This is a genomic window from Pseudomonas ogarae, from assembly GCF_014268695.2.
Lineage (GTDB): Bacteria > Pseudomonadota > Gammaproteobacteria > Pseudomonadales > Pseudomonadaceae > Aquipseudomonas > Aquipseudomonas kilonensis.
The window spans coordinates 3,691,990-3,712,812 of sequence record NZ_CP077086.1 but is presented as its reverse complement, the minus strand read 5'-3'; the positions used below and the strand labels follow the sequence as shown (position 1 = coordinate 3,712,812).

The 20,823-nt window shown below is 62.5% G+C and carries 16 protein-coding genes and 1 pseudogene; 12 read left to right on the top strand and 5 right to left on the bottom strand.

Annotated features, from left to right (window positions below; genetic code table 11):
* Nucleotides 1-81 precede the first annotated feature (81 nt).
* Together HU749_RS16110 and HU749_RS16105 are read left to right on the top strand one after the other, a co-directional pair.
* Nucleotides 82-1,113, top strand: coding sequence for an Ldh family oxidoreductase (locus HU749_RS16110; protein ID WP_079303308.1), 1,032 nt, complete (start codon nucleotides 82-84; stop codon nucleotides 1,111-1,113).
* Between the two features lie 100 nt (nucleotides 1,114-1,213).
* The gene (locus tag HU749_RS16105; RefSeq protein ID WP_046064319.1) at nucleotides 1,214-1,927 is read left to right on the top strand and encodes a GntR family transcriptional regulator; all 714 of its coding nucleotides are present in this window, start codon (nucleotides 1,214-1,216) and stop codon (nucleotides 1,925-1,927) included.
* 285 nt (nucleotides 1,928-2,212) lie between these two features.
* On the opposite strand, the gene HU749_RS16100 is transcribed toward HU749_RS16105, so the two are convergent.
* Nucleotides 2,213-3,163, bottom strand: a complete 951-nt coding sequence (locus HU749_RS16100; protein ID WP_079303309.1) for a PDR/VanB family oxidoreductase — start codon at nucleotides 3,161-3,163, stop codon at nucleotides 2,213-2,215.
* Nucleotides 3,160-4,245 carry a Rieske 2Fe-2S domain-containing protein gene (locus HU749_RS16095; protein ID WP_186650179.1) on the bottom strand — a complete coding sequence of 362 codons (1,086 nt, stop codon included), beginning with the start codon at nucleotides 4,243-4,245 and terminating at the stop codon, nucleotides 3,160-3,162. The genes HU749_RS16100 and HU749_RS16095 overlap by 4 nt, the downstream gene beginning before the upstream one ends.
* Before the next feature lie 281 nt (nucleotides 4,246-4,526).
* On the opposite strand from HU749_RS16095, the gene HU749_RS16090 reads away from it, so the two are divergent.
* The 6 genes and pseudogenes from HU749_RS16090 to HU749_RS16075 all read left to right on the top strand — a co-directional run bounded on the left by HU749_RS16090 (nucleotide 4,527) and on the right by HU749_RS16075 (nucleotide 12,337).
* Nucleotides 4,527-4,952, top strand: a complete 426-nt coding sequence (locus HU749_RS16090; protein ID WP_095974349.1) for a GlcG/HbpS family heme-binding protein — start codon at nucleotides 4,527-4,529, stop codon at nucleotides 4,950-4,952.
* A gap of 254 nt (nucleotides 4,953-5,206) precedes the next feature.
* Nucleotides 5,207-6,043, top strand: a complete 837-nt coding sequence (locus tag HU749_RS16085) for an AraC family transcriptional regulator (RefSeq protein ID WP_095974350.1) — start codon at nucleotides 5,207-5,209, stop codon at nucleotides 6,041-6,043.
* A 54-nt stretch (nucleotides 6,044-6,097) separates the two neighbouring features.
* Entirely contained in the window at nucleotides 6,098-6,700 is a 603-nt protein-coding gene (locus HU749_RS16080) for a LysE family translocator (protein WP_003202101.1), read from the top strand.
* A gap of 40 nt (nucleotides 6,701-6,740) precedes the next feature.
* Complete coding sequence (locus tag HU749_RS29755) at nucleotides 6,741-6,878, top strand: four-helix bundle copper-binding protein (protein ID WP_496196833.1); 138 nt, start codon at nucleotides 6,741-6,743, stop codon at nucleotides 6,876-6,878.
* 113 nt (nucleotides 6,879-6,991) lie between these two features.
* Nucleotides 6,992-7,102, top strand: a pseudogene (locus HU749_RS29255) (LysR family transcriptional regulator); the annotation flags it as partial.
* Nucleotides 7,103-7,234: 132 nt separating this feature from the next.
* Nucleotides 7,235-12,337 (top strand): dermonecrotic toxin domain-containing protein, encoded by a 5,103-nt coding sequence (locus HU749_RS16075; protein ID WP_186650176.1) that lies wholly within the window; start codon nucleotides 7,235-7,237, stop codon nucleotides 12,335-12,337.
* 68 nt (nucleotides 12,338-12,405) lie between these two features.
* Here the strand turns inward: HU749_RS16075 and HU749_RS16070 are convergent, their stop codons facing one another.
* A complete protein-coding gene (locus tag HU749_RS16070; protein WP_046064332.1) occupies nucleotides 12,406-13,353 on the bottom strand; it encodes a class I SAM-dependent methyltransferase in 948 nt (315 codons plus the stop codon).
* Nucleotides 13,354-13,516: 163 nt separating this feature from the next.
* Nucleotides 13,517-14,200: a murein L,D-transpeptidase catalytic domain family protein gene (locus tag HU749_RS16065; protein ID WP_046064343.1), complete on the bottom strand. Its 684-nt coding sequence runs from the start codon at nucleotides 14,198-14,200 to the stop codon at nucleotides 13,517-13,519.
* A 162-nt stretch (nucleotides 14,201-14,362) separates the two neighbouring features.
* Between HU749_RS16065 and HU749_RS16060 the strand changes: the two genes are divergently transcribed.
* The gene (locus HU749_RS16060) at nucleotides 14,363-15,925 is read left to right on the top strand and encodes a L,D-transpeptidase family protein (RefSeq protein WP_095974355.1); all 1,563 of its coding nucleotides are present in this window, start codon (nucleotides 14,363-14,365) and stop codon (nucleotides 15,923-15,925) included.
* Nucleotides 15,926-15,927: 2 nt separating this feature from the next.
* On the opposite strand, the gene HU749_RS16055 is transcribed toward HU749_RS16060, so the two are convergent.
* On the bottom strand, nucleotides 15,928-16,554 hold the full coding sequence (locus tag HU749_RS16055) for an NAD(P)H-dependent oxidoreductase (RefSeq protein WP_095962627.1): 627 nt from the start codon (nucleotides 16,552-16,554) through the stop codon (nucleotides 15,928-15,930).
* A gap of 86 nt (nucleotides 16,555-16,640) precedes the next feature.
* Here HU749_RS16055 and HU749_RS16050 point away from each other — a divergent pair, with 86 nt between their 5' ends.
* The 3 genes from HU749_RS16050 to nirD all read left to right on the top strand — a co-directional run bounded on the left by HU749_RS16050 (nucleotide 16,641) and on the right by nirD (nucleotide 20,778).
* The gene (locus tag HU749_RS16050; protein ID WP_095962628.1) at nucleotides 16,641-17,264 is read left to right on the top strand and encodes a TetR/AcrR family transcriptional regulator; all 624 of its coding nucleotides are present in this window, start codon (nucleotides 16,641-16,643) and stop codon (nucleotides 17,262-17,264) included.
* A 566-nt stretch (nucleotides 17,265-17,830) separates the two neighbouring features.
* A complete protein-coding gene (gene nirB, locus HU749_RS16045) occupies nucleotides 17,831-20,392 on the top strand; it encodes a nitrite reductase large subunit NirB (protein WP_186650174.1) in 2,562 nt (853 codons plus the stop codon).
* On the top strand, nucleotides 20,392-20,778 hold the full coding sequence (gene nirD / locus HU749_RS16040) for a nitrite reductase small subunit NirD (RefSeq protein WP_186650171.1): 387 nt from the start codon (nucleotides 20,392-20,394) through the stop codon (nucleotides 20,776-20,778). Before nirB ends, nirD begins: the two co-directional genes overlap by 1 nt.
* Nucleotides 20,779-20,823: the final 45 nt, after the last annotated feature.

The following is a 20,823-nucleotide window of genomic DNA, read 5'->3' as shown; positions in this document are numbered from 1 at the left end:
GTGCGCGCCTGAAACGGTGTTTAATCACCCGGCGAGTCCTTTACGCTGTTGCTACCTCCAACAATCATTCTGGAGCTTCAGATGTCTGCGCCATCCGATCTTGCCGCTTCTTGCACCTTGTCTTTCGATGCTCTGGTGAGCTTGCTGGAGAAAATTTTCCTGCGTCATGGCACGTCGACCGAAGTCGCTCGGTGCCTGGCTGAAAACTGCGCCGGGGCCGAGCGCGACGGCGCCCACAGCCATGGGGTGTTTCGCATTCCCGGTTATGTCTCGACACTCGACAGCGGTTGGGTCAACGGCAAGGCCGTGCCGATGGTCGAGGACGTGGCGTCAGGGTTTGTCGCCGTGGACGCCGGCAACGGGTTTGCCCAGCCCGCCCTGGCCGCAGCGCGTCCATTGCTGGTGGCGAAGGCCCGCAGCGCCGGCATTGCCGTCCTGGCCATTCGCAACTCCCATCACTTTGCCGCCCTCTGGCCGGATGTCGAGCCGTTTGCCTATGAAGGCCTGGTTGCGTTGAGTGTGGTCAACAGCATGACGTGTGTGGTGCCCCATGGCGCGGACCGTCCATTGTTCGGCACCAATCCCATTGCCTTCGCCGCACCACGGGCTGACGGTGAGCCGATTGTCTTCGACCTCGCCACCAGCGCCATTGCCCACGGCGACGTACAGATTGCTGCACGCAAGGGCGAGTTGTTGCCGCCAGGAATGGGTGTGGACAGCCTTGGCCAGCCGACCCGCGACCCCAAGGCGATTCTCGAAGGTGGAGCGCTCTTGCCCTTTGGCGGGCACAAGGGCTCGGCGCTGTCGATGATGGTCGAGTTGCTGGCGGCAGCCCTGACTGGCGGCAATTTTTCCTTCGAATTCGATTGGCACAACCATCCGGGCGCCAAGACCCCGTGGACCGGTCAGTTGCTGATCGTGATCGACCCGAGCAAGACCGCCGGGCAAAACTTCGCCGAGCGCAGCCAGGAGCTGGTCAGGCAGATGCATGGCGTCGGGTTGCGGCGCTTGCCGGGAGACCGTCGCCATCGCGAACGCAGCAAATCCAATGAGCATGGAATTAGCTTGGACGAGCAGACCCTGGCGCAGTTGCGCGAGTTGGCAGGGATTTGAACGACCCGCAGTGGCAGCCAATCTGGTTGTCACTGCCTTGCCGTGACACGCTGCGTCAAGCCTTCTACTATGACGGCTTCTTTTCTGTGGAATCGCCTGGATGAGTAAGCCCGGCCAAACGGTGCTGGTTGCGCTGCGCAAGATGATCGCCTCGGGCGAGTTGGCCGCTGGCGAGCGCCTGATGGAAATCCCCACGGCCGAGTTGTTCGGCGTTTCGCGCATGCCGGTACGCATGGCGTTCCGCACCCTGGAGCAGGAAGGGTTGCTGGTGCGCTTCGGCGGGCGAGGTTTCCAGGTGCGTTCGGTCAGTGCCGAGCAGATCGCCGGGGCCGTGGAGGTGCGTGGCGTGCTGGAAGGCCTGGCGGCACGGCAGACGGCTGAGCATGGCTTGTCTGAAGAGGCCCGCGCGATACTCGAGCAATGCCTGGTGCAGGGCGATGAACTGTTCGCCAAGGGCTATGTGACCGAGGACGACCTGGAGGTCTATCACGACCTCAACATGCGTTTTCACCAGGTGATCGTCGAAGGCAGCCACAACCCGGCGATTGCCGATGCCCTGGCCCGCAACGATCATCTGCCATTCGCCTCAGTCACCGCCCTGGCGGTGGATCGCCAGAACATGTCCGGCGAATTTCGCCGCTTCAACTATGCCCATATGCAACACCATTCGGTGTTCGACGCCCTGATCAACCGCCAGAGCGGCCGTGCCGAGGCAATCATGCGCGAGCATGCCAACGCGACCCTGCGTTACGCCGAAGTCTTCGGCTCGACGCTGGCTGACGAGCGGATGACGGTGATTCTTCGTTCGGAGTGAACAGCCCCAGTTTTGAATGACTGCTGGATTTGTGACCCACCACAAATCACTTTGTGGGAGCGGGCTTGCTCGCGAAAGCTGTGGGTCAGCTTGCATCAATGTTGGATGTTCCGACCTCTTCGCGAACAAGCCCGCTCCCACAGTGTTTTCCGGTGAATGCAGAATTTGTATTCAGCACAAATCCCTTGTGGGAGCGAGCTTGCTCGCGATAGCGGTGGGTCAGTCAACATCAATGCAACTGAGCCGACGCCATCGCGAGCAGGCTCGCTCCCACAATGTCCTGTGTTAGAGGTCCAGTACCAGCATCGGTGTCTTGGACCTGGAGCAACACGGCGTGAACTGGTCGTTGCAGGCCTGTTCAGCCTCGGTCAGGAACATGTCCCGATGCTCCGGCACACCTTCCAGCACACGGGTCAGGCAGGTGCCACAGACACCTTGTTCGCACGAGATCGGAATCTCGATGCCATGGCGCTCCAGCGCCTGCACCACACTGCAGTCCGCCGGCACGTCGAACACTTGGCCGCTGCGGGCCAGCTTGACCGAAAAGCTGCCATCGGCGCGGGTGTCGGTAGGGGCGGCGGCGAAGTATTCGCGGTGCAGGCAGGCTTCTTCCCAGCCCTGGCCCTTGGCGGTGTCGAGGATGTGTTGCATAAATCCGCCGGGGCCGCAGACGTAGAGGTGCAAGTCGTCACTGGGCACGGCCAGCACCCTGGCGGCGTCCAGCAGGGTTTCAGGTTCTTCATCGAAATGCAGGAAGACCCGGTCGGCATAAGGAGACTGGCGCAGCCGTTCGACAAAGGCCGCACGGTCCCGGGCGCGGGCGCAGTAATGCAGTTCGAACGCCGCACCGCTCTGGGCCAGGTGCTCGGCCATGCACAGGATCGGCGTAATGCCGATGCCTCCGGCAAACAGCAGGCTGCGCCGGGCTTGCGGGGCGAGCGCGAACAGGTTGCGCGGTTCGCTGATGTGCAAGCGCATGCCTGGCAGGATCAACTCATGCAGGCTGCGCGAACCACCGCGGGACGCCGGATCCTTGAGCACGCCGATGAGGTAGCGATGCCGCTCCTCGGGATGATTGCACAGCGAGTACTGACGAATCAGCCCGCCAGGCAAGTGCACATCGATATGGGCGCCGGCGGTGAAGGCCGGCAACAGCTGGCCATCGACACGGGTCAATTCGTAGCTGCAGATATCGAGCGCTTCGTTGTGTCGCGCCGCGACCTGGACTTCGATCATGACCGTTGCTCCACCTGTTGCGGTTGATGGCTGCTGGCGATCAACCCGGCCTGTTCTTCCCGTTCCCGTGCGATCCAGCGCTCCAGCACCCGGCGGGACTGTACGCCGCCAGCGTCGATGTTGAGTTTGAGCAAATTGCGTTGCGGATGGTCCAGCAGGTTGCGCTGCTGGCGTTCGAGCATTTCCAGGTCTTCACTGAAAATCTTGCCTTGGCCTTCGCGAATGGATGCGGTGAGGGCGTCATCCTGGGGTTGGAAGTGCCGGGCCATGCCCCAGAAGTACCAGATCGACGTCTCGGTTTCCGGTGTGATGAAATCCACCACGATACTCGACGCCTTGAATTGCGGCGCGGCGTGATAGCCGCCGTTGCCGGCATGGGCCACGCCGACTTCGATCAGCACATGGCTGGGCGGGGTGAAACGGCAGATCTGCCAGCGGTCCACCGGCACGTCATCGGCCAGGTTGTTGCCGCGCAAGGCCATGCGCCAGAACGGCGGGGCCATGATGTTTTCCATGTGCCGGGCGGTGACCACTTCATCGCCCTCGACCGTAGTCACCGGCGGCGCCTCGTCGATTTCCTTCTGGCCGATGCTCGAGGCGTGGACGTAGGTTTCGTGGGTCAGGTCCATCAGGTTGTCGATCATCAGGCGATAGTCGCACTGGATATGGAACAGGCCGCCACCGTAGGCCCACTCATCGCTTTCGGCCCATTCCAGATGATGGATCAGCGCCGGGTCGGCCAGCGCCTGGTCACCGGGCCAGACCCAGATGAACCCATGCCGTTCCTGTACCGCAAAGGTCTTGTTGCAAGGGAAGCCTCGTACCCGTTGCCCCGGCATCTCGACGGTCTTGCCGTCGCAGCCCATCACCAAGCCGTGATAGCCGCACACCAGGTTGCCGTTTTCGACATAACCCAAGGAGAGCGGGGCGCCGCGATGGGGGCAGAAGTCTTCCACCGCCGCGACCTTGCCTTCATGCCCCCGGTAAAAAACCATCTTCTCACCACAGATCTGGCGCCCCAGGGGCTTGTCGGCGATTTCATCGGGGGTGCAGGCAACGTACCAGGCATTTTTGGGGTACATGAGGGATCTCCAGGCGGATGTTGTTCTTGTCTGTGGATCCATTAACTCTCTTAACTAATTTGGTTGTCAACGATTTTGCTGTGTTTGCGGACAATTGGCTGTATTGGTGGATCCATTGATGCGAAGTGGATATGCGTGTCACCCGCGGTAGATCGCCGGCCCCCGGGCTTCAATGAACTGCTGAATGTGCGCTATGGTTCGCAGAAGGAAATATTCTTCGGCTTGCTGGGCGGGCGCCTGATTGTCTCGCGGGCCTCCTGTGGCATAGCACGGAGTGATCCATGAAAACCAAAGCGGTATTGACTGAGCAGGACGTTGCGCAATTGCTGGTGGCGGCCAAGGAGCTGGCTCACCAGCGTCAATGGGCGGTATCGGTTTGTGTGGTGGACGACGGTGGTCATCCCCTGGGGCTGCTGCGCCTGGACGATGCCTCGCCGTTGTCGGCCTACATCGCCACCGAAAAGGCCCGCACGGCCGCCATGGGGCGGCGTGATAGCAAGGTTTTCGAAGACATGATCAATGGTGGTCGTTACGCGTTTCTCAGCGCTCCGCACCTGCAGGGGATGCTTGAAGGTGGGGTGAGCATTCGTCATGACGGGCAGTGCATTGGGGCTATCGGGGTGTCTGGGGTCAAGGCGGAGCAGGATGCTGAATTGGCTCGTTTGGCGGTGGAGACGGTGTTGCCGGCGATCACTCCGGATGCCTGAGGCGGCTATAAACCTGTGTGCGAGCTTGCTCGCGATGGCGGCCTTATAGCCGACCTGGCTCTCCTGGTCCTACACCCTTCAGATCTGTGGGAGCAAAGCTTGCTCGCGATGCGGTGGGTCAGTCACAGATGCATCTACATACCGAACACCATCGCGAGCAGACCCAAATTCCAAAAGGCCTGCACAAATCTTCCAGACACTCACCTCATCAGCAGTTAATCTGCCAAGAGCACATTCACCAAGCGGGACAGGGCATGACCACGCGCAACTGGATCGATCTCAAGCAGGACGCCACGTCCGGGATCGAGACCGTGCGCGCGCATTTCGAGGGGCATGCCTATGATCCCCATTGGCATGACGCCTACCTGGTGGGCGTGACCGAGCAGGGCGTGCAGCAGTTTCATTGCCGGCGCCAGCAGCACAACAGCACGCCGGGCAAAGTGTTCCTGCTCGAGCCCGGCGAGCTGCATGACGGCAACGCCCCCCACGACCATGGGTTTACCTACCGCACGTTGTACCTGGAGCCTCAGTGGCTGGAGCGCGAGTTGCGTTCCTTGTTCGACGTGGCGCCGGACAACGCCCAGTTGGGGTTCGCCGCCACCCTGACCGACGATGCGCGGCTGGCGAGTGCCACGGCCATGGCCTTCCAGAGCCTGCACGAGCAGGAGATCCGCATCGTGCGCCAGACGGCCCTCGATACGCTGTTGGCCAACCTGACCCAACACCTGCACTGGCGGGCGCGGATCAACCCGGATCCGCGGCTGCCATTGGTGGCGCAGCAGGCCCGGGATTATCTGCACAGTCACCTGAGCGAAGACATCGGCCTGGATGACCTGGCGCAGGTCACCGGCGTGGATCGTTTCCGCCTGACCCGTGCGTTCAAGGCGGCTTTTGGCCTGGCGCCCCATGCCTATCTGATCCAGTTGCGCCTGGCCCGCGCCCGGCGCCTGCTGGCGCGTGGCGAGAGTGCCGTGGCAGTGGCGGCCATGCTCGGTTTTGCCGACCAAAGCCACTTGGGCCGCTGGTTCCAGCGCGCCTATCGCCTGAGCCCGGCGGACTACCGCAAGCGCTGCTCAATTATTCCAGACTGACCACGGCTTCATGGGGATGATCAAGCGATCGATCATTCACCGAGATCTTGCTCCATGGACCAGTTACTGCCGTTTGCCTTGTTCGCGTTTGTCGCCTCCATCACCCCGGGCCCGACCAATATCCTGGTGCTGAGCCATAGCTCGCGCTTCGGCCTGGCAACCACTGTGCCGATCATCCTCGGTGCCTGCGCGGCGGCGGCCTTGCTGGTGCTTTTGGTCGGTACCGGGTTGGGGGACGTGCTGGCGCGCCATGCCACGATTCAAACGCTGCTCTCATGGGCGGGCATCGCCTGGTTGAGTTGGATGGCCTGGCAGATTTTCAGCGCACCGGCCCAGGCCATCGACCCGGACCGTCCCGTCGAAGGCCCGCGGCTGGGCTTGGCGGGGGCTGCCGGGTTGCAGTTGGTGAACCCGAAAACCTGGATGATGGCGTTGGCGGTGGTCAGCGTCTTCGCGGGAGCGGAGGCCGACCGCACCGTGCGGGTCCTCTGGCTATCCCTGGCGTTTTTCGCCATTTCGATCCCGTGCATGACCGCCTGGGCCTACCTGGGCCGCGGCGCCGCACGGTTCTGCCGCTCCGCCGTGGCGATGGGACGGTTCAATCGGGTCATGGCGGTGATGCTGCTGGTATCGGCGTGGTTGACCTTGGTGGTCTGAGGGGCTGAAAAAATTGTAGTTTTTCTTTCGAAACCTCCGGATTGACGGCCGAGTCGGACCTTATATTGCCCCTGTTCCGGCGCGATACAACCACCCTGTTCGACCTTCGGAACACTGCCTGGCTTATGCAAAAGCTTGCCGGTCTTGCGCCGACGCGTGTGAGCGAATGGCAGCCTGACGGGTACGGCCTGGCCAGGACGCTTGTCCTGAAGGGCAAGCGCTTCTCGCCAGTCCTCGGTTTATCGCAGATCAGTTTTGCAAGTACATGTAAGCCATGCTTGCCATCGACCCCAACTGGCGCCGTTCGGATAGCTGCGCCGCAAGGGTGAACCGGTGAGCCGGGAGTTGGGACTGTTCATCGATTTGCTGCGCAACAAGGCGAGCGGGCGAGTGAAGGACTGATTGGGACCGCAACCCCTTGCAACGGTTGAGCGGTTTCAAAAAGCGCCTGTTTTCGCGAGCATCGCAGGCACATCAATTCAGTGTGCCTCAGCAGCTCCAATGCTCAATCGACCCCAAGGAAGGAGGTCCATCATGTCCACTCAAGATACCCATGTCGATTTTATCCAGGCTAGGTTGCCCACCTGGCTGAAACGCGCGTCACGGGCCGACCAGGAGCGTTTCAAGGTCCTTGTCCAGCAACTGCAGCGTGACAGTGACGCGCTCAATGCACTGCTTGTCGACCTGCCGGCACCGGAGACCTTCACGCGCAACTTGCTGCAAGCCCAGCCGGAAATACAAACCTGGCCAGCGGTCAATGGCACCGGCAGCACTGGCGATGCCATACGCCGTGCAAGAGTCCGGCGCGGCCCCTACCGCTATGAGCCCTCGCTGTCGGTGGTGGAGGCGGCCATGCGCAATTACGCGCCCGCCGAGGCGGTCACCGGCAGCGACTTCGACAGCCAGGGCCAGCTGTTCATTCAGGGAAAACCGCAAGAGTTCCACCCATGGGACGTCCCGTCGGATACTGTCTTATTACCCACGACCCCGGCTGAATTCGCCCGCCTGTGTCGGCGCGTGGATGCCGGCGGTGCTTACCGCAAGGTGCTTGAACGGCGGTTGCCGCGCATCGGCGCCGAGGTGCCTGCCGTTGCCAGCGCCTACATGGCGTATGCACGCAGCCTGCTGACCCATGATGCCTACGAGGCGAAGTTGGACGGGCGCCTTGATGAAACCGGTGAGCGCCTGCTGGCCTACGCCGGCATTCAACTTGAAGCCCGGTCCATTGCGCCGCAGGCCTGTGAGGTCAAGTCGCTGGAGCTGCTGTCCGTGCCGCTGTTCGGCGCCCGGGTGTATTGGGGCGTGCAAGGGGACGCCAGAGGTGTGCGCCCGATCGTCCTGCACATGCCCCATGATGCGGTGGCACCGCTCAAGCAATTCACCAGTTTGCAGGCCATGTCCGCGGAGTTGACCGAGCGGGTACGTAGACGCAGCTACCGAGAAAGCCTGATGCGCTACTTGCCGCTGCGGTTGCAGGCCTGGCTGGGGACGGCCCTGCATGATCAAGTGGAGTGGAGGCTGGAGACTCACCCGAATGTGCTACAGGAAATCCATGCCCGTATCACGGGGTGGCGCGAGGGCGAACGGGGCGAGGACGGCAGCCACATTCGGATACCCACGCCCAAGGTGGCCTGGGGCTTGAATGATCTACGTGAGGCGCCTTGGCCATCCGGCTATCACGAATGGCGTGGCCATGCCTTGGCCAACGCCGCGGCGCTGATGGTCCCGACCCGGGACCAGGACTGGCAGGCGCTGTTGGCTCGCTTCGCGTACTGGGAAAGCCTTGTCGAGCGCACGCTCATGCTCGCGGCGACCTTCTTCCCGTTCTGCGCGCCCATCGGCATGACGGCGGCAGCGGTCGGGGGCGTGCGGCTGGTGTATGAAATCTTCGAAGGCATCCAGGCCTTCAACGAAGGTCACGCCCAGGAAGGCATCGAACACATCTTCAACGTGTTGTTCGGCGTTGCTCAAGGTGCCTACCTGGGGTTCGTCGGAGGGACGGTGGAACCCATGCCCGTGGGTGACGGCACCACGCGCCTGTGGAATGGCGATGTCCGGCCTTTTGAAGCGAGACACTCGCCGCCTGTGGAGGCGGAGCAGGACGCCTGGGGTGTCTGGCGCACGCCAAACGAGGCGTGGGTGCGAATCGAGGACCGTTACTTCGAAGTCAAAGGCACGGGCGATGCCTTGGACTTGCGCCTGCCTGCGGGACATAAAGGCGTGCGCCCGCCCCTGGAGTGGAGTCGTGCCCGTGGTTGGCAGTGGGCGCATCGCAACCCCTTGCAACGGGGCCGCCTGGAACTGCTGCGCAGCTTCGCCGAGACGCCGGCCGAGTTGGACGACAGGACGATCCTCGTTATGCAACGACAGGTCGGCATCAGCGACGCGCATCTGCGCTACTTGCAAGTAGAGGGGCAGCCGATGCCGGCGATACTCGCCAATGCCCTGGATGAGGCCAGGTGTTGGCAGCAGGTGCGGCACACCATGGAACGGTTGCTGCGCAATGAAACGCCGCAAAACGGGCACTTTCGCATCGTCCAGACCATTGTGGAGTTGCCGGGTTGGCCAAGCGATCTGACCTTGCGCTACCACGACGGTGTGACCCTTCATCCCATTGGTGACCTGGCCGACACGCGCTCGCTCTATCTGCGCAAAGCAGACCTGGAGCACGACGCGTGGGCCGAGCGTGTTCTGGCCGGCCTGAGCACGGCTGAACAGACTTCGCTGCTGGGCCAAGGCAGTCTTGGCTTACCGCCCGTGGAACGCAGTCGGCTGTTGGCCGGGCACTGGGCCAGGCATCTGCAGCGCAATACACGACGGGTGATCGACGCCATGGTCCGTACCTCCGGGGCTGATCCCCTGGCCGTCCCACTGGTCCGGGCTTTTCCGGGCTTGCCGCAATCCATGGCCAACGAGCTTGCCAGCCAGGCCATCGGCCAGGACCGCGTGCGCCTGACTGAAGGCCGGGTAGGAGAAGGCTTGGGCAGTCAATGCGCCGAAACCTTGCGCGAGTTGCGCCTGAGCCATGCCTTGCGAGCCCTGGAACGCGGTGAAAGCAGTGTCGATCGGGATCGCATCATCATGGGCCTGCTGGGCAGCACTCCCCAATTGCAAGGCCGGATGCGCCTGCGCCTGTTTCTGCGCGAGCTTGCGAATCCGCTGGAGGTGGGGGAAACCGGGCCGTTGAAGATCATCCGCCAGGAAGGTGAACAGTACCGCTCCTTTGACGAGGAGGGACATGAACTGGCGGATGCCCTGGACCTGGAAGCGGCGTTGCTCAGAGCGCTGCCGGACGACGCTCGCCGGGCGCTGGGCTTGAACATCTGGCAGGGCGACACCCTGCGGACCTGGTTGCTCGCACAAGCCCTTGATGATCGGCCAGGCCTGCGCCCCTATTTGCTGATAAAACCCCTGGGCACCCGTGGTGCCCGCCCGCAATGGTTGAACGGGCGCTTGGGTTATCCGTTCAGCGGACGTGGACGGCTTCCCTTGCAGGTTTGGAGTGCAAGCCTGGAAGCGCGTCTTGAGCGACTCTATCCGAGCTATGCCGGGAGTGAACTGGCACGGCTTCAAGAGACCCTGGCCAGGCAAGCCAGTCGCCAGCGCTTGAGCCTGGAGAACCTGGTCGCCCAGCTGGAAAACCAATGGACCGCATTGGATCAGGAGCTGCGTCAGTGGGAGGTCCATGAGGGCGTTCATCATCCGGCCGAGAACAGCCTCGACAGCGAGACACGGCTCTCGCTGCGCCGGGCCGTAGCCGCGGAAATTCGCCGCGCCTGGCGACGCGCACCGGATCCAGGTCAAGAGGGCAGTGAGCTGGCATTGCGGCTGGTGGGGTACAACATCGGTCGTCTGCCGCCGATCAGCACGAGTTTTGAACATATAGAAGAGTTGTTTCTGGTGAACATGGGCCTGAGCGAGGACCCTTCGACGTTCCTGCGGCTGTTCCCCAACATGGACACGCTGCACCTGCAAGGCAATAACCTCACCGCGGTGCCCATGGCCGCGGGTGAGCTGCCCGGGCTGATAGAGCTGTCACTGAGTAACAATCCGCTCATGATGGGCGCGGAGGTCTTTGCGCCCCTGCTAGGTGTCGGTTCTGCGCTGCATTTACGGACGCTGCACCTGTCTGGAATCAGCAGCGGCGGGGAGGCGGCGGCCAGTGCGGCCATGGTCGCCGCCATCGACCGCCTGGGCGGATTGATCTCCCTGCGTGATCTGGTATGGGCTGACAACTTGCATTTCACCCGCCAGGAGTTACAGGCCATCACCGCGTTACCCGGGTTGCGTACATTGGACCTGGCGCGCTGTGGTCTGCGCCTGGATCAGCAGGGCAGTGCGTTCCTGCGTACCGCCATCGGCCTGGAGGACTTGCGCCTGAGCGGCAACAATTGCCGGGACCTGCCGGACTTGTCGGAACTTGTGAACCTGCAGGAACTGGAGCTTTCCAGCACCGGGCTTGATCGAGTGCCGGCGCTGGTTCTGACGGTGTTATCCAGACCCTCATCCGACATGCTCATTATCGACCTCAGGGACAACCGTATCGCCAACATTCAGGATGACCTGTTGCCTGCCTTGGTTCAGTGGCCGAGGGAAGATCCGGTTGGGCTGTGGCTGGAGGATAATCCGTTGCCAAGCGCACAAATCCAGGCCCTTCGCGCAATGGTGCCCGAGGCTTTTCGCTACACCATCGACGATTGGCTGTATATCTCCCCCAGCCTTCAGCGGGCCTTGGAAGTTGCCCGCGATAACGCCGGAAACCGACGGTTCATCGATTGGTTCTCCGGCGCTATTCAGGAAGCCGATGCCCGTTCGTCTCTCGGGCTGCCCTTTGGGGATCGCCAGAGGGCGGCGGCTGTCTTGCAGCACTATATCGGCTACCAGAACGCTCATGCGCCCTTGCCGGATTTGGTCGCGGATTTCGATCAGCAACTGGGACAACTGCGCGTGCGCCTGCAAGCTCGCAGTCTGGACCGGCAACAGCCAGACCTTGCTGAGCTGGAACTGCATTTCACGATGTTCGAAGCACTCCAGCGTGCTCGCCTCGAACGGCAAGGCGTGCCTTTTGAAGGCTTCCTGATTGAGCAGTACGCCTTTTGGAACCACATGCTGACGGAGCGTTATCCAAACATTGAGCAGCGTCAGGCGCATATGACCCGGGAGGTCTTCATCGACTGGCTCTGCGATGCCCAGGACTCCTTCAACAACAATGATCAATCCCCCCGCACCGGAGAAATGACCTGGCGGCCGTACCTGGGGCTGATGTCCCGGGACTGGTCCGAAGGGCTGGCGGTCTGGGAAACGGTCGATGACGATTTGGTGGATGCGTTCAGTGGGCCGGTGAATCCATCCCGTTGGCCCCGGGTGCTGCTGGATAACCTGGCGCGACCGGATGCCGACCTGCCCAGCCCGCTGGAATCCGTCATGCAGGGCGACCGCACCGTCTGGCGCCGCGCAGGGCTTGAGGCCGTGGCGGATGTGGATTGGGCTGCGGGCCAGTCGGTGACGCTCACCGAAGATCAGTTGCGACGCACCATGGCGATCTATCGCTCGCTCAAGAGCCGGGAGGTTGAGGCGCTGGTGCGCCGGATAACGACTGAGCTGGTCAGCGCCTGGTGGACGACGGGAGCGCAATAGCCGTTGGTTGCCACTGAACCGGTGGCGATGTTCTCAAATGAGCCGTGTTGCGGTTTGCTTCTGATGAGCTAGTGGCCAGGCGTCGTCTTGAAGACCAGGGCCTTGAGGCCACACTCCAGATCGACGTCAGGAAATTCCGGCGGATTTTCCAGGCGTTTCTCGAAGACCAGTCCCGGTGCTTGCTGGGTGACACCGTCGATGAGGAAATCTGCACCGGTGGCCGGGTCGTTGCTGCAGGCCAGGACGGTGCCGTGGGCAGTCAGCAGCTCCGGCAGGCGGCGCAATACCCGCTGATAGTCCTTGGTCAGCAGGAAGCTGCCTTTCTGGAAGGTCGGCGGATCGATGATCACCAGGTCGTACGGACCACTGTTGATCACCTTGCCCCAGGACTTGAACAAGTCGTGGCCGAGGAAACTCACCTGGCTCAGGTCGTGGCCATTGAGTCGATGGTTGTCGCGGCCTCGGCTCAGGGCCGCGCGGGACATGTCCAGATTGACCACATGCTGCGCGCCGCCAGCGATGGCCGCCACCGAGAAGCCGCAGGTATAGGCGAACAGGTTCAGTACCCGTTTGCCCTCGGCGTTGGCCCGGACCCAGTCGCGGCCATAACGCATGTCGAGGAACAGGCCGTTGTTCTGCTTCTTGCCCAGGTCGATCCGGTAACGCAGGCCACCTTCGGTCAGGGTCCATTCGTCAATGGGCTCGCCCACCAGCCATTGGGTGAGGCTTTGCGGCAGGTAGCGGTGCTGCACCGCCAGCGTATGGGCCTTGCTGTGTTGCCAGGCCGGCGACGTAGTGAGCGCCAGCAGTGTCGCGATCAAATCGTCCAGGTGCGTGGGGTCCGGTTCCTTGAACAGCGAGACCAGCACCACCCCTTGCAACCAGTCGACAGTGATTTGCTCCAGGCCCGGCCAGCAGCGCCCGCGGCCATGGAACAGGCGCCGGGTTTCTTCTGGCACCGACTCCAGGGCTGTCAGCAAATGGGCGTGAAGGGTTTGAAGGGCTACGCAATTCATTCAGGCAACGCCAGGGATTCGAAAGGCCGGCATTTTAACCGCAGGCCACTGCGGCGCAATCCCTGTGGCGAGGGAGCTTGCTCCCGCTGGGCTGCGCAGCAGTCCCTTTTGTGAGCGCTTCGCACTCAAGCGGGAGCAAGCTCCCTCGCCACACAGGTGCTACCTAACTGCCGCTTGTAGCCAAAATGCTGGCAACCTGTTGCGGCTGGCAGTTGAGGTACGCCGAACGCTTGAGCCAACTGGGGTCCGGGTACCAGGAAAACATGAATTGACCGCCCTTGAGCTTGTCGATCACCTGGCGCGCCACCTGGGGGCGTACGGCAGGGCAGCCCTGGCTGCGCCCGATGCGTCCCTGGCGCACGCTCCACAACGGGTTCACGTAGTCGGCGGCATGGATCACGATCGCCCGATCACGGGCCAGGTCATTGAAGCCTGGCTCAAGGCCGTCCATGCGTAGCGAATAGCCGTGGGCACCCTGGTAGCTTTCCTGGGTGCGAAACAGACCCAGGCTGGACTGGTAGCTGCCCAGGCGATTGGAAAATTGCGTCGCGAAGTTTTCCCCGGACTTTTGCCCATGGGCCACCAGATCGCGCAATACCAGCTTCTTCTGGCGCAGGTCGAAGATCCACAGGCGACGGGCGGTGGAGGGTTGCGAGTAGTCGATGACCGCCAGGTGGCGGGCTTGGCTGGCACCATTGGCGACCGCGCATTGCATGGCGCTCAAGGCACTTTTGAGCGCCAGGGGATTGAGTTCCGGCGCTGCGTGGGCGAGGCTGTGGTAGAGCGTTTGCGAATTCGTCTTTTTTTCCGCCAGCGCTGGGCTGCAAATGACGCCCAGGCCCAGCATGACCAGACAGAATCGGCGCAAAAAGCCCTGTACAGGCGAAGCGTTTCCAACGTGGTGTTCGTTCGCGGCATCCCGTCCGATTTTGTTTGTATGCATGATGGCGGGTCGTACCTGTCGCAAAATTCACCGTCAACGAGACGGCCATGGATTGGAGTAAAGCAGTTGTTCAAAAAGTCCGCATGTTACCTGAGCCTTTTATTGCTCACTGCGCCATTGGTCGCGACAGCCGAAGACAGCGATCCTGCATTCGTGCAGACCACACTGGCGCAACTGGCGGTCGCGTGCCCGGGCGTTGCGACGGGCGTCGACTTTCCGACGCTGCTCGACTTGCAGGCGTTCTATCAGCAAAACGCAGGCCAGGAAATCTGGTCGGACGACGAACGACGGGGGGCGTTGCAGGTCCAGTTGCAACAATTGGCCGATGACGGCCTGGATCCAACACGCTATGGCCTGCCGGTCGAGGGGGCAGTCCAAGGCGCTCACTGCGTCGACATCGCCATCAGCCAGCGCTACCTGCAAGCCTTGCATGACCTGCGTTTTGGCTACCTGCCCCAGGCCCGGCTGGAGCCGGTGTGGAAGGCCAATCCGTCACCACAGGATCATCAGGCCGTGGTGCTCGCCATCGCCGGGCTCGGTCTGCGGGACGTCGCCGCTGCTTTTGAACAGGCCCGGCCGAACCTGGACCTTTATCGCAACCTGCGCGGCCTCTATGCCCGGCTGCGGCAACAGCCTCTATCCGACTGGCAACCCGTGCCGGGCGGACCGCTGCTGCAACCGGACAAGCAGGACGCCCGAGTACCCGCCCTGGCCCAGCGACTGTTCAGCGAGGGTTACCTGAGTACACCGCCGCTGCTGACCGATGAGCACTACAGCCCCACACTGGTGGACGCGATGAAAAGCTTCCAGGCCCAGCATTCGCTGCAGGCCGATGGCGTGGTGGGGCCGTGGACCGTGACCGAGCTGAACATCAGCCCGGCCATGCGTCGCGAGCAGTTGCGCATCAATCTGGAACGCATGCGCTGGCTGGCCCAGGACGTGGAGAACGATAGCGTCCTGGTCAACGTGGCGGCGGCTCAGTTGACGGTTTATCGAGGCGGCGCGCCAGTCTGGCAAACCCGCACCCAGGTGGGCCGAGCGCAACGGCAGACACCGTTGCTCAAATCCCATGTCACCCGGCTGACGCTCAACCCGACCTGGACCATTCCGCCGACCATCATGCGCGAAGACAAACTGCCCGAGATTCGCCGCGATCCGGAGTTTCTCGCCCGCCACAACCTGCGGATCCTCGACAGTGAAGGCCTGCCGTTGCTGGCAGAGGATATCGACTGGGAACACCCGGGCAACCTCATGCTGCGCCAGGACCCTGGTCCGAAGAACCCGTTGGGCAAAATGGCGATCCGCTTTCCCAATCCGTTCTCGGTGTACCTGCATGACACACCGAGCCAGGCGCTGTTCAGCAAAGGCCCGCGGGCCTTCAGTTCAGGCTGCGTGCGGATCGAGCAAGTGATGCACCTGCGCGACTTGCTGGTCAGTCCGGCCGAACGCGCTCGCACCGATACGCTGCTGGCCACTGAGACGACTCATGAGTTCAGGCTGGCCCGGCCCATGCCGATCCTGCTGGGGTACTGGACAGCACAAGCGGACAGCCAGGGCCAGCCGTTGTACATCCCGGATATCTATGCTCGTGACGCGACACTGTCTGCTGCCCAGGGTCGAGCACTCTGAGGTCAAGCGCAGGCGGTTGCGGCGTGTGTGGTCTCGTCGAGCGTCGTGAACAGCCGCTGGCCGATAACGCTGGCGGCCTGCAAATGCTGGTGCGGATCGACGGTTTCCGATTCGAGCAAACGTTGGGAGCTCACCACGCGGGCGCCGCAGTAATCGAAAATGCCATGGTCGATCTGCGTGGTCATCGCCTCGCCGTAGCCGTGGCGCTGGAAGCTATCGGCATCGGCGCCACCGATCGCCACCAGGTGCACCCGCAAGTGCTGCAGTTGTTGGACAAACGGCTTGTCGAGGCTGAAATCGAATGCCCAGCCGTTGGAAAACACCCGGTCGATCCAGCCCTTGAGCAGCGCCGGCATGGACCACCAGTAAATCGGATAGACCAGCACCAACGTATCGGCACGATCGATCCTGGCTTGTTCGGCCAGCACATCCGCGGGCGGCGAGGCTTCGCGGTGGTGAACGGCATGGTCGGCGAAGCTGAAGCGCGGATCGAAACCTTCGGCGGCCAGGTCGGCGATCTCGAACGTATCGGCGGGGTTGGCGCGGGTGATGCCCTCGGCGACTTTTCCGGCCAGGCTGTGGGTGAGGGAACGAGGGTCGTGGTGAGCCACAACGATCAATGCATGCATGGCGAAACTCCTTCTGGTCACGCAGTCTGGAAGACAGGTATGCTGGGTTAAGTTACGGTTAGTAAGTTACGGTTGGTAAAGTTAGCATGTCAAGCACTGACGAACATTCGCAGCCTTCACCTCGTCGTCGTTTATCCCGGCATGACCGGCAGCGACAATTGCTGGATGTCGCCTGGCGACTGGTGCGGGAGGAGGGCAGCGACGCCCTTACATTGGCGCGGCTGGCAGATCAGGCGGGGGTGACCAAACCCATCGTCTATGACCACTTCATCACCCGGTCCGGGTTGCTGGCGGCGCTGTACCAGGATTTCGACGCCCGCCAGACCGCGCTGATGGACGCGGCCCTGGACGCCAGCGACGCGACCCTGCAAAGCCGGGCGGCGGTGATTGCTTCTTCCTACGTCGAGTGCGTGCTGTTGCAGGGCCGGGAGATTCCCGGGGTGATCGCGGCGTTGACCAGCTCGCCGGAACTGGAACGCATCAAGCGCGAATACGAGGGGATTTTCCTCGACAAGTGCCGCGCCGTGCTGGAACCGTTCGCCGGCACGAAGGGCATCACCCAGGCAGGTTTGCGGGCGATGCTGGGAGCGGCGGAGGCCCTGTCCAATGCTGCTGCCACCGGGGAGATCAGCGCTGGCGAGGCCAAGGAAGAACTTCTTGTCAGTATCGTTGCGATGGTGAACAGGACCGTCGACACCCCTTCAAGCTGAACTACCGCTATCGCGAGCAGGCTCGCTCCCACAAGCTCACCACTTACCCCTGTGGGAGCGAGCTCGCTCGCGATGACGGCGGCACATTCAGCATCTCTGCGAACTGAGCAACTGACCAACTGATATCGAGAGCAAGCCCCTTCTGAGGGCTGGCTGCACTTTTATGAAGCCGCAGGCGGGGTGATCGCACCATCGCAAGGCAGTTGGCGGTGCTCGCGCAGCGGAGGTGGGCGCCGGTTGGCTTGCGGTGACTGAGCTGGCGTCTTCGCGGGCAGGCCCGCTCCCACAGGGGATTAGCGGTGAATGCGCGACCGTGAATAGGGGCAGGACGAGGTTTGGCACGCTCGCTGCAAGAGACTAACCAGGCCCACCGCGAACACAGTCGAGTGGGCAGCCCCGTCGGTCAACGAAGATCGAGTGCCAGCAGGCCGAGGGACAACGGTAGGTCAGGGCGCAGTCGCCGGACCGATACCGCACAGAACAGGCAAAGACGCCTGGAACCGCAAGGTTTCAGGCGTCTTTTTTTTGCTTTCAAAATCGTGATGGGCTTTTGTCGGGTGCTTTTTATGAATTCCAACGTTGCTTCTCTGAACAAGCTGCAAACGCTGATCGTGATCGGCAATGGCATGGTCGGCCATCACTGCGTCGAGCAACTGATCGAGCGCGGTGCCCTCAATCATTACCATGTGCATGTGTTCAGCGAAGAGCCAATGCGTGCCTACGACCGTGTGCACCTGTCCGAGTACTTCTCGGGCCGCGATGCCGAGTCCCTGGCCCTTGGCGAAGCGTCGTTGTACCAGACCCCCGGCGTCACGTTGCACCTGGGTGTGCCGGTGCTGGAAATTGACCGTGACGCGCATCAGGTCGTGACCGCCCATGATCGCCTTCACTACGACAAGCTGGTGCTCGCCACCGGTTCCTACCCGTTCGTGCCACCGATCCAGGGCGCCGAAGGCGATTCGTGCCTGGTCTATCGCACCCTGGAAGACTTGGACGCGATCCGCGCCGCCGCCAGCAATGCCCGTCGTGGCGTGGTGGTCGGTGGCGGCCTGCTGGGCCTGGAAGCGGCCAACGCCCTCAAGACCCTGGGCCTTGAAGCCCATGTGGTGGAATTCGCCCCCCGGCTGATGCCGGTGCAATTGGATACCCAGGGCGGCTTGGCCCTCAAGGCCCGTATCGAGAAGCTGGGCGTCGGCGTGCACCTGTCCAAGGGCACCCAGTCCATCAGCGCCGGTGAGCAGTACCGTTATCGGATGAACTTCGGCGACGACGATTTCCTGGAAACCGACCTCATCGTGTTTTCCGCCGGCATCCGTGCCCAGGATGCCTTGGCTCGTCAAAGTGACCTGCAGATCGGCCCGCGCGGTGGCGTGGTGATCGACGACTATTGCCAGAGCAGCGACCCGGACATCTATGCCATCGGCGAATGCGCGGCCTGGAACGGCAGCATTTTCGGCCTGGTCGCCCCGGGCTACCAAATGGCCCGCAATGTCGCGGCCCGGCTGTGCGGCGAAAGCGCTGAAGCCTTCACCGGCGCCGACATGTCCACCAAGCTCAAGTTGCTGGGTGTGGACGTTGGCTCCATCGGCGACGCCCATGGCAACACCCCGGGTTCGCGCAGCTTCCAGTTCATCGACGAAACCAGCGCCAGCTATCGGCGACTGGTGGTGGACGCCGACGGCAAGCGCGTGATCGGCGCGGTGCTGGTGGGCGACAACAGCTACTACGACACCTTGCTGCAATACATGCAGAACGGTATCGCCTTGCCCAAGGACGCTGCCAGCCTGATCCTGCCGTCGTCCGAGGGCGTTCCGACCCTGGGCCCTGCGGCGTTGCCCGAAACCGCCACCATCTGCTCGTGCCACAACGTCACCAAGGGCTCGATCTGCTCGGCCATCGACGGTGGCTGCACTGATCTGGGCCAGCTCAAATGCGACACCAAGGCCGGTACCGGGTGTGGTGGTTGCGCGGCCCTGGTCAAGCAAGTGTTCGAGCATGAGTTGACTGCCCGCGGCGTCAGCGTCGACAAGAGCCTGTGCGAACATTTCGCCTACACCCGCCAGGAGTTGTATGCGCTGGTGCGGGTGGAGGGCATCATCAGTTTCGACGAACTGCTGGCCAAGCACGGTCGTGGTCACACCGGTTGCGACCTGTGCAAGCCGGCGGTGGGCTCGATCCTGGCGTCCTGCTGGAACCAGCCGATCATGGACCCGTCCCTGGTGGCGTTGCAGGACACCAACGACACCTTCATGGCGAACATGCAGAAAAACGGCACCTACTCGGTGGTACCGCGCATCGCCGGTGGGGAAATCACCGCCGACAAACTGATCGCCATCGGCGTGGTCGCCAAGAAATATGACCTCTACACCAAGATCACCGGCGGCCAGCGCATCGACCTGTTCGGCGCCCAGTTGCACCAGTTGCCAGACATCTGGGCCGAGCTGATCGAAGCCGGTTTCGAAACCGGGCATGCCTACGGCAAATCCACGCGCACGGTTAAATCCTGCGTGGGCAGCACCTGGTGCCGCTACGGCGTGCAGGACAGCGTGCAGATGGCCCTGACCATCGAGGATCGCTACAAAGGCCTGCGCTCGCCGCACAAGCTCAAGTTCGCGGTGTCCGGTTGCACCCGCGAGTGCGCCGAGGCCCAGAGCAAGGACGTCGGCGTGATTGCCACCGAGAAGGGCTGGAACCTCTACGTGGCTGGCAACGGCGGCATGCGCCCGCGTCACGCCGAGCTGTTCGCAACCGACCTGGATGACGCGACGCTGATTCGCTACATCGACCGCTTCCTGATGTTCTACATCCGCACGGCCGACAAACTGCAACGGACTTCGGTCTGGCGCGAAAGCCTGGAAGGCGGCCTGGACTACCTCAAGGACGTGATCATCCACGACAGCCTGGGCCTGGGCGCCGAGCTCGAAGCGCAGATGCAACTGGTGGTCGACCGCTACGAATGCGAATGGGCCAATGCCTTGAAGGACCCGGAGAAGCTCAAGCGTTTCCGCACCTTCGTCAACGACAAGCGCGGCGATCCGGACGTTCACTTCGTCCGCGAACGCGGCCAGCGCCGGCCGGTTCACGCCCATGAACTCCACCTGATTCCCGTTACCGAGGAGGTGCTCTGATGAGCCAGTCAAACGTCGTTCGTATTCCCGCCCGCAATGTCGCCCAGGAACCCTTGCAATGGCGTGCCCTGTGCAGCCGCGACGACCTGGTGCCCAACTCTGGCGTGGTCGCCTGGCACGACGGCAGCCAAGTGGCGTTGCTGTACCTGCCCGAGCATCAGGACAAGCCGCTGTACGCCATCGACAACCGCGACCCCAAGTCGGGTGCGAACGTCATCGGCCGCGGTCTGTTGGGCAGCATCAAGGGCGACCTGGTGATTGCCTCGCCGATGTACAAGCAGCATTTTCGCCTGGAAGACGGCCATTGCCTGGAATACCCGGAACAAAGCCTGCGGGTATGGGCGGTGCGGCTCAATGGCGATGTGGTGGAGATTGGCGAAGACTGACCAGCGCAATGGCTGCGTTTGTGGTGCTTTTGTGGCGAGGGAGCT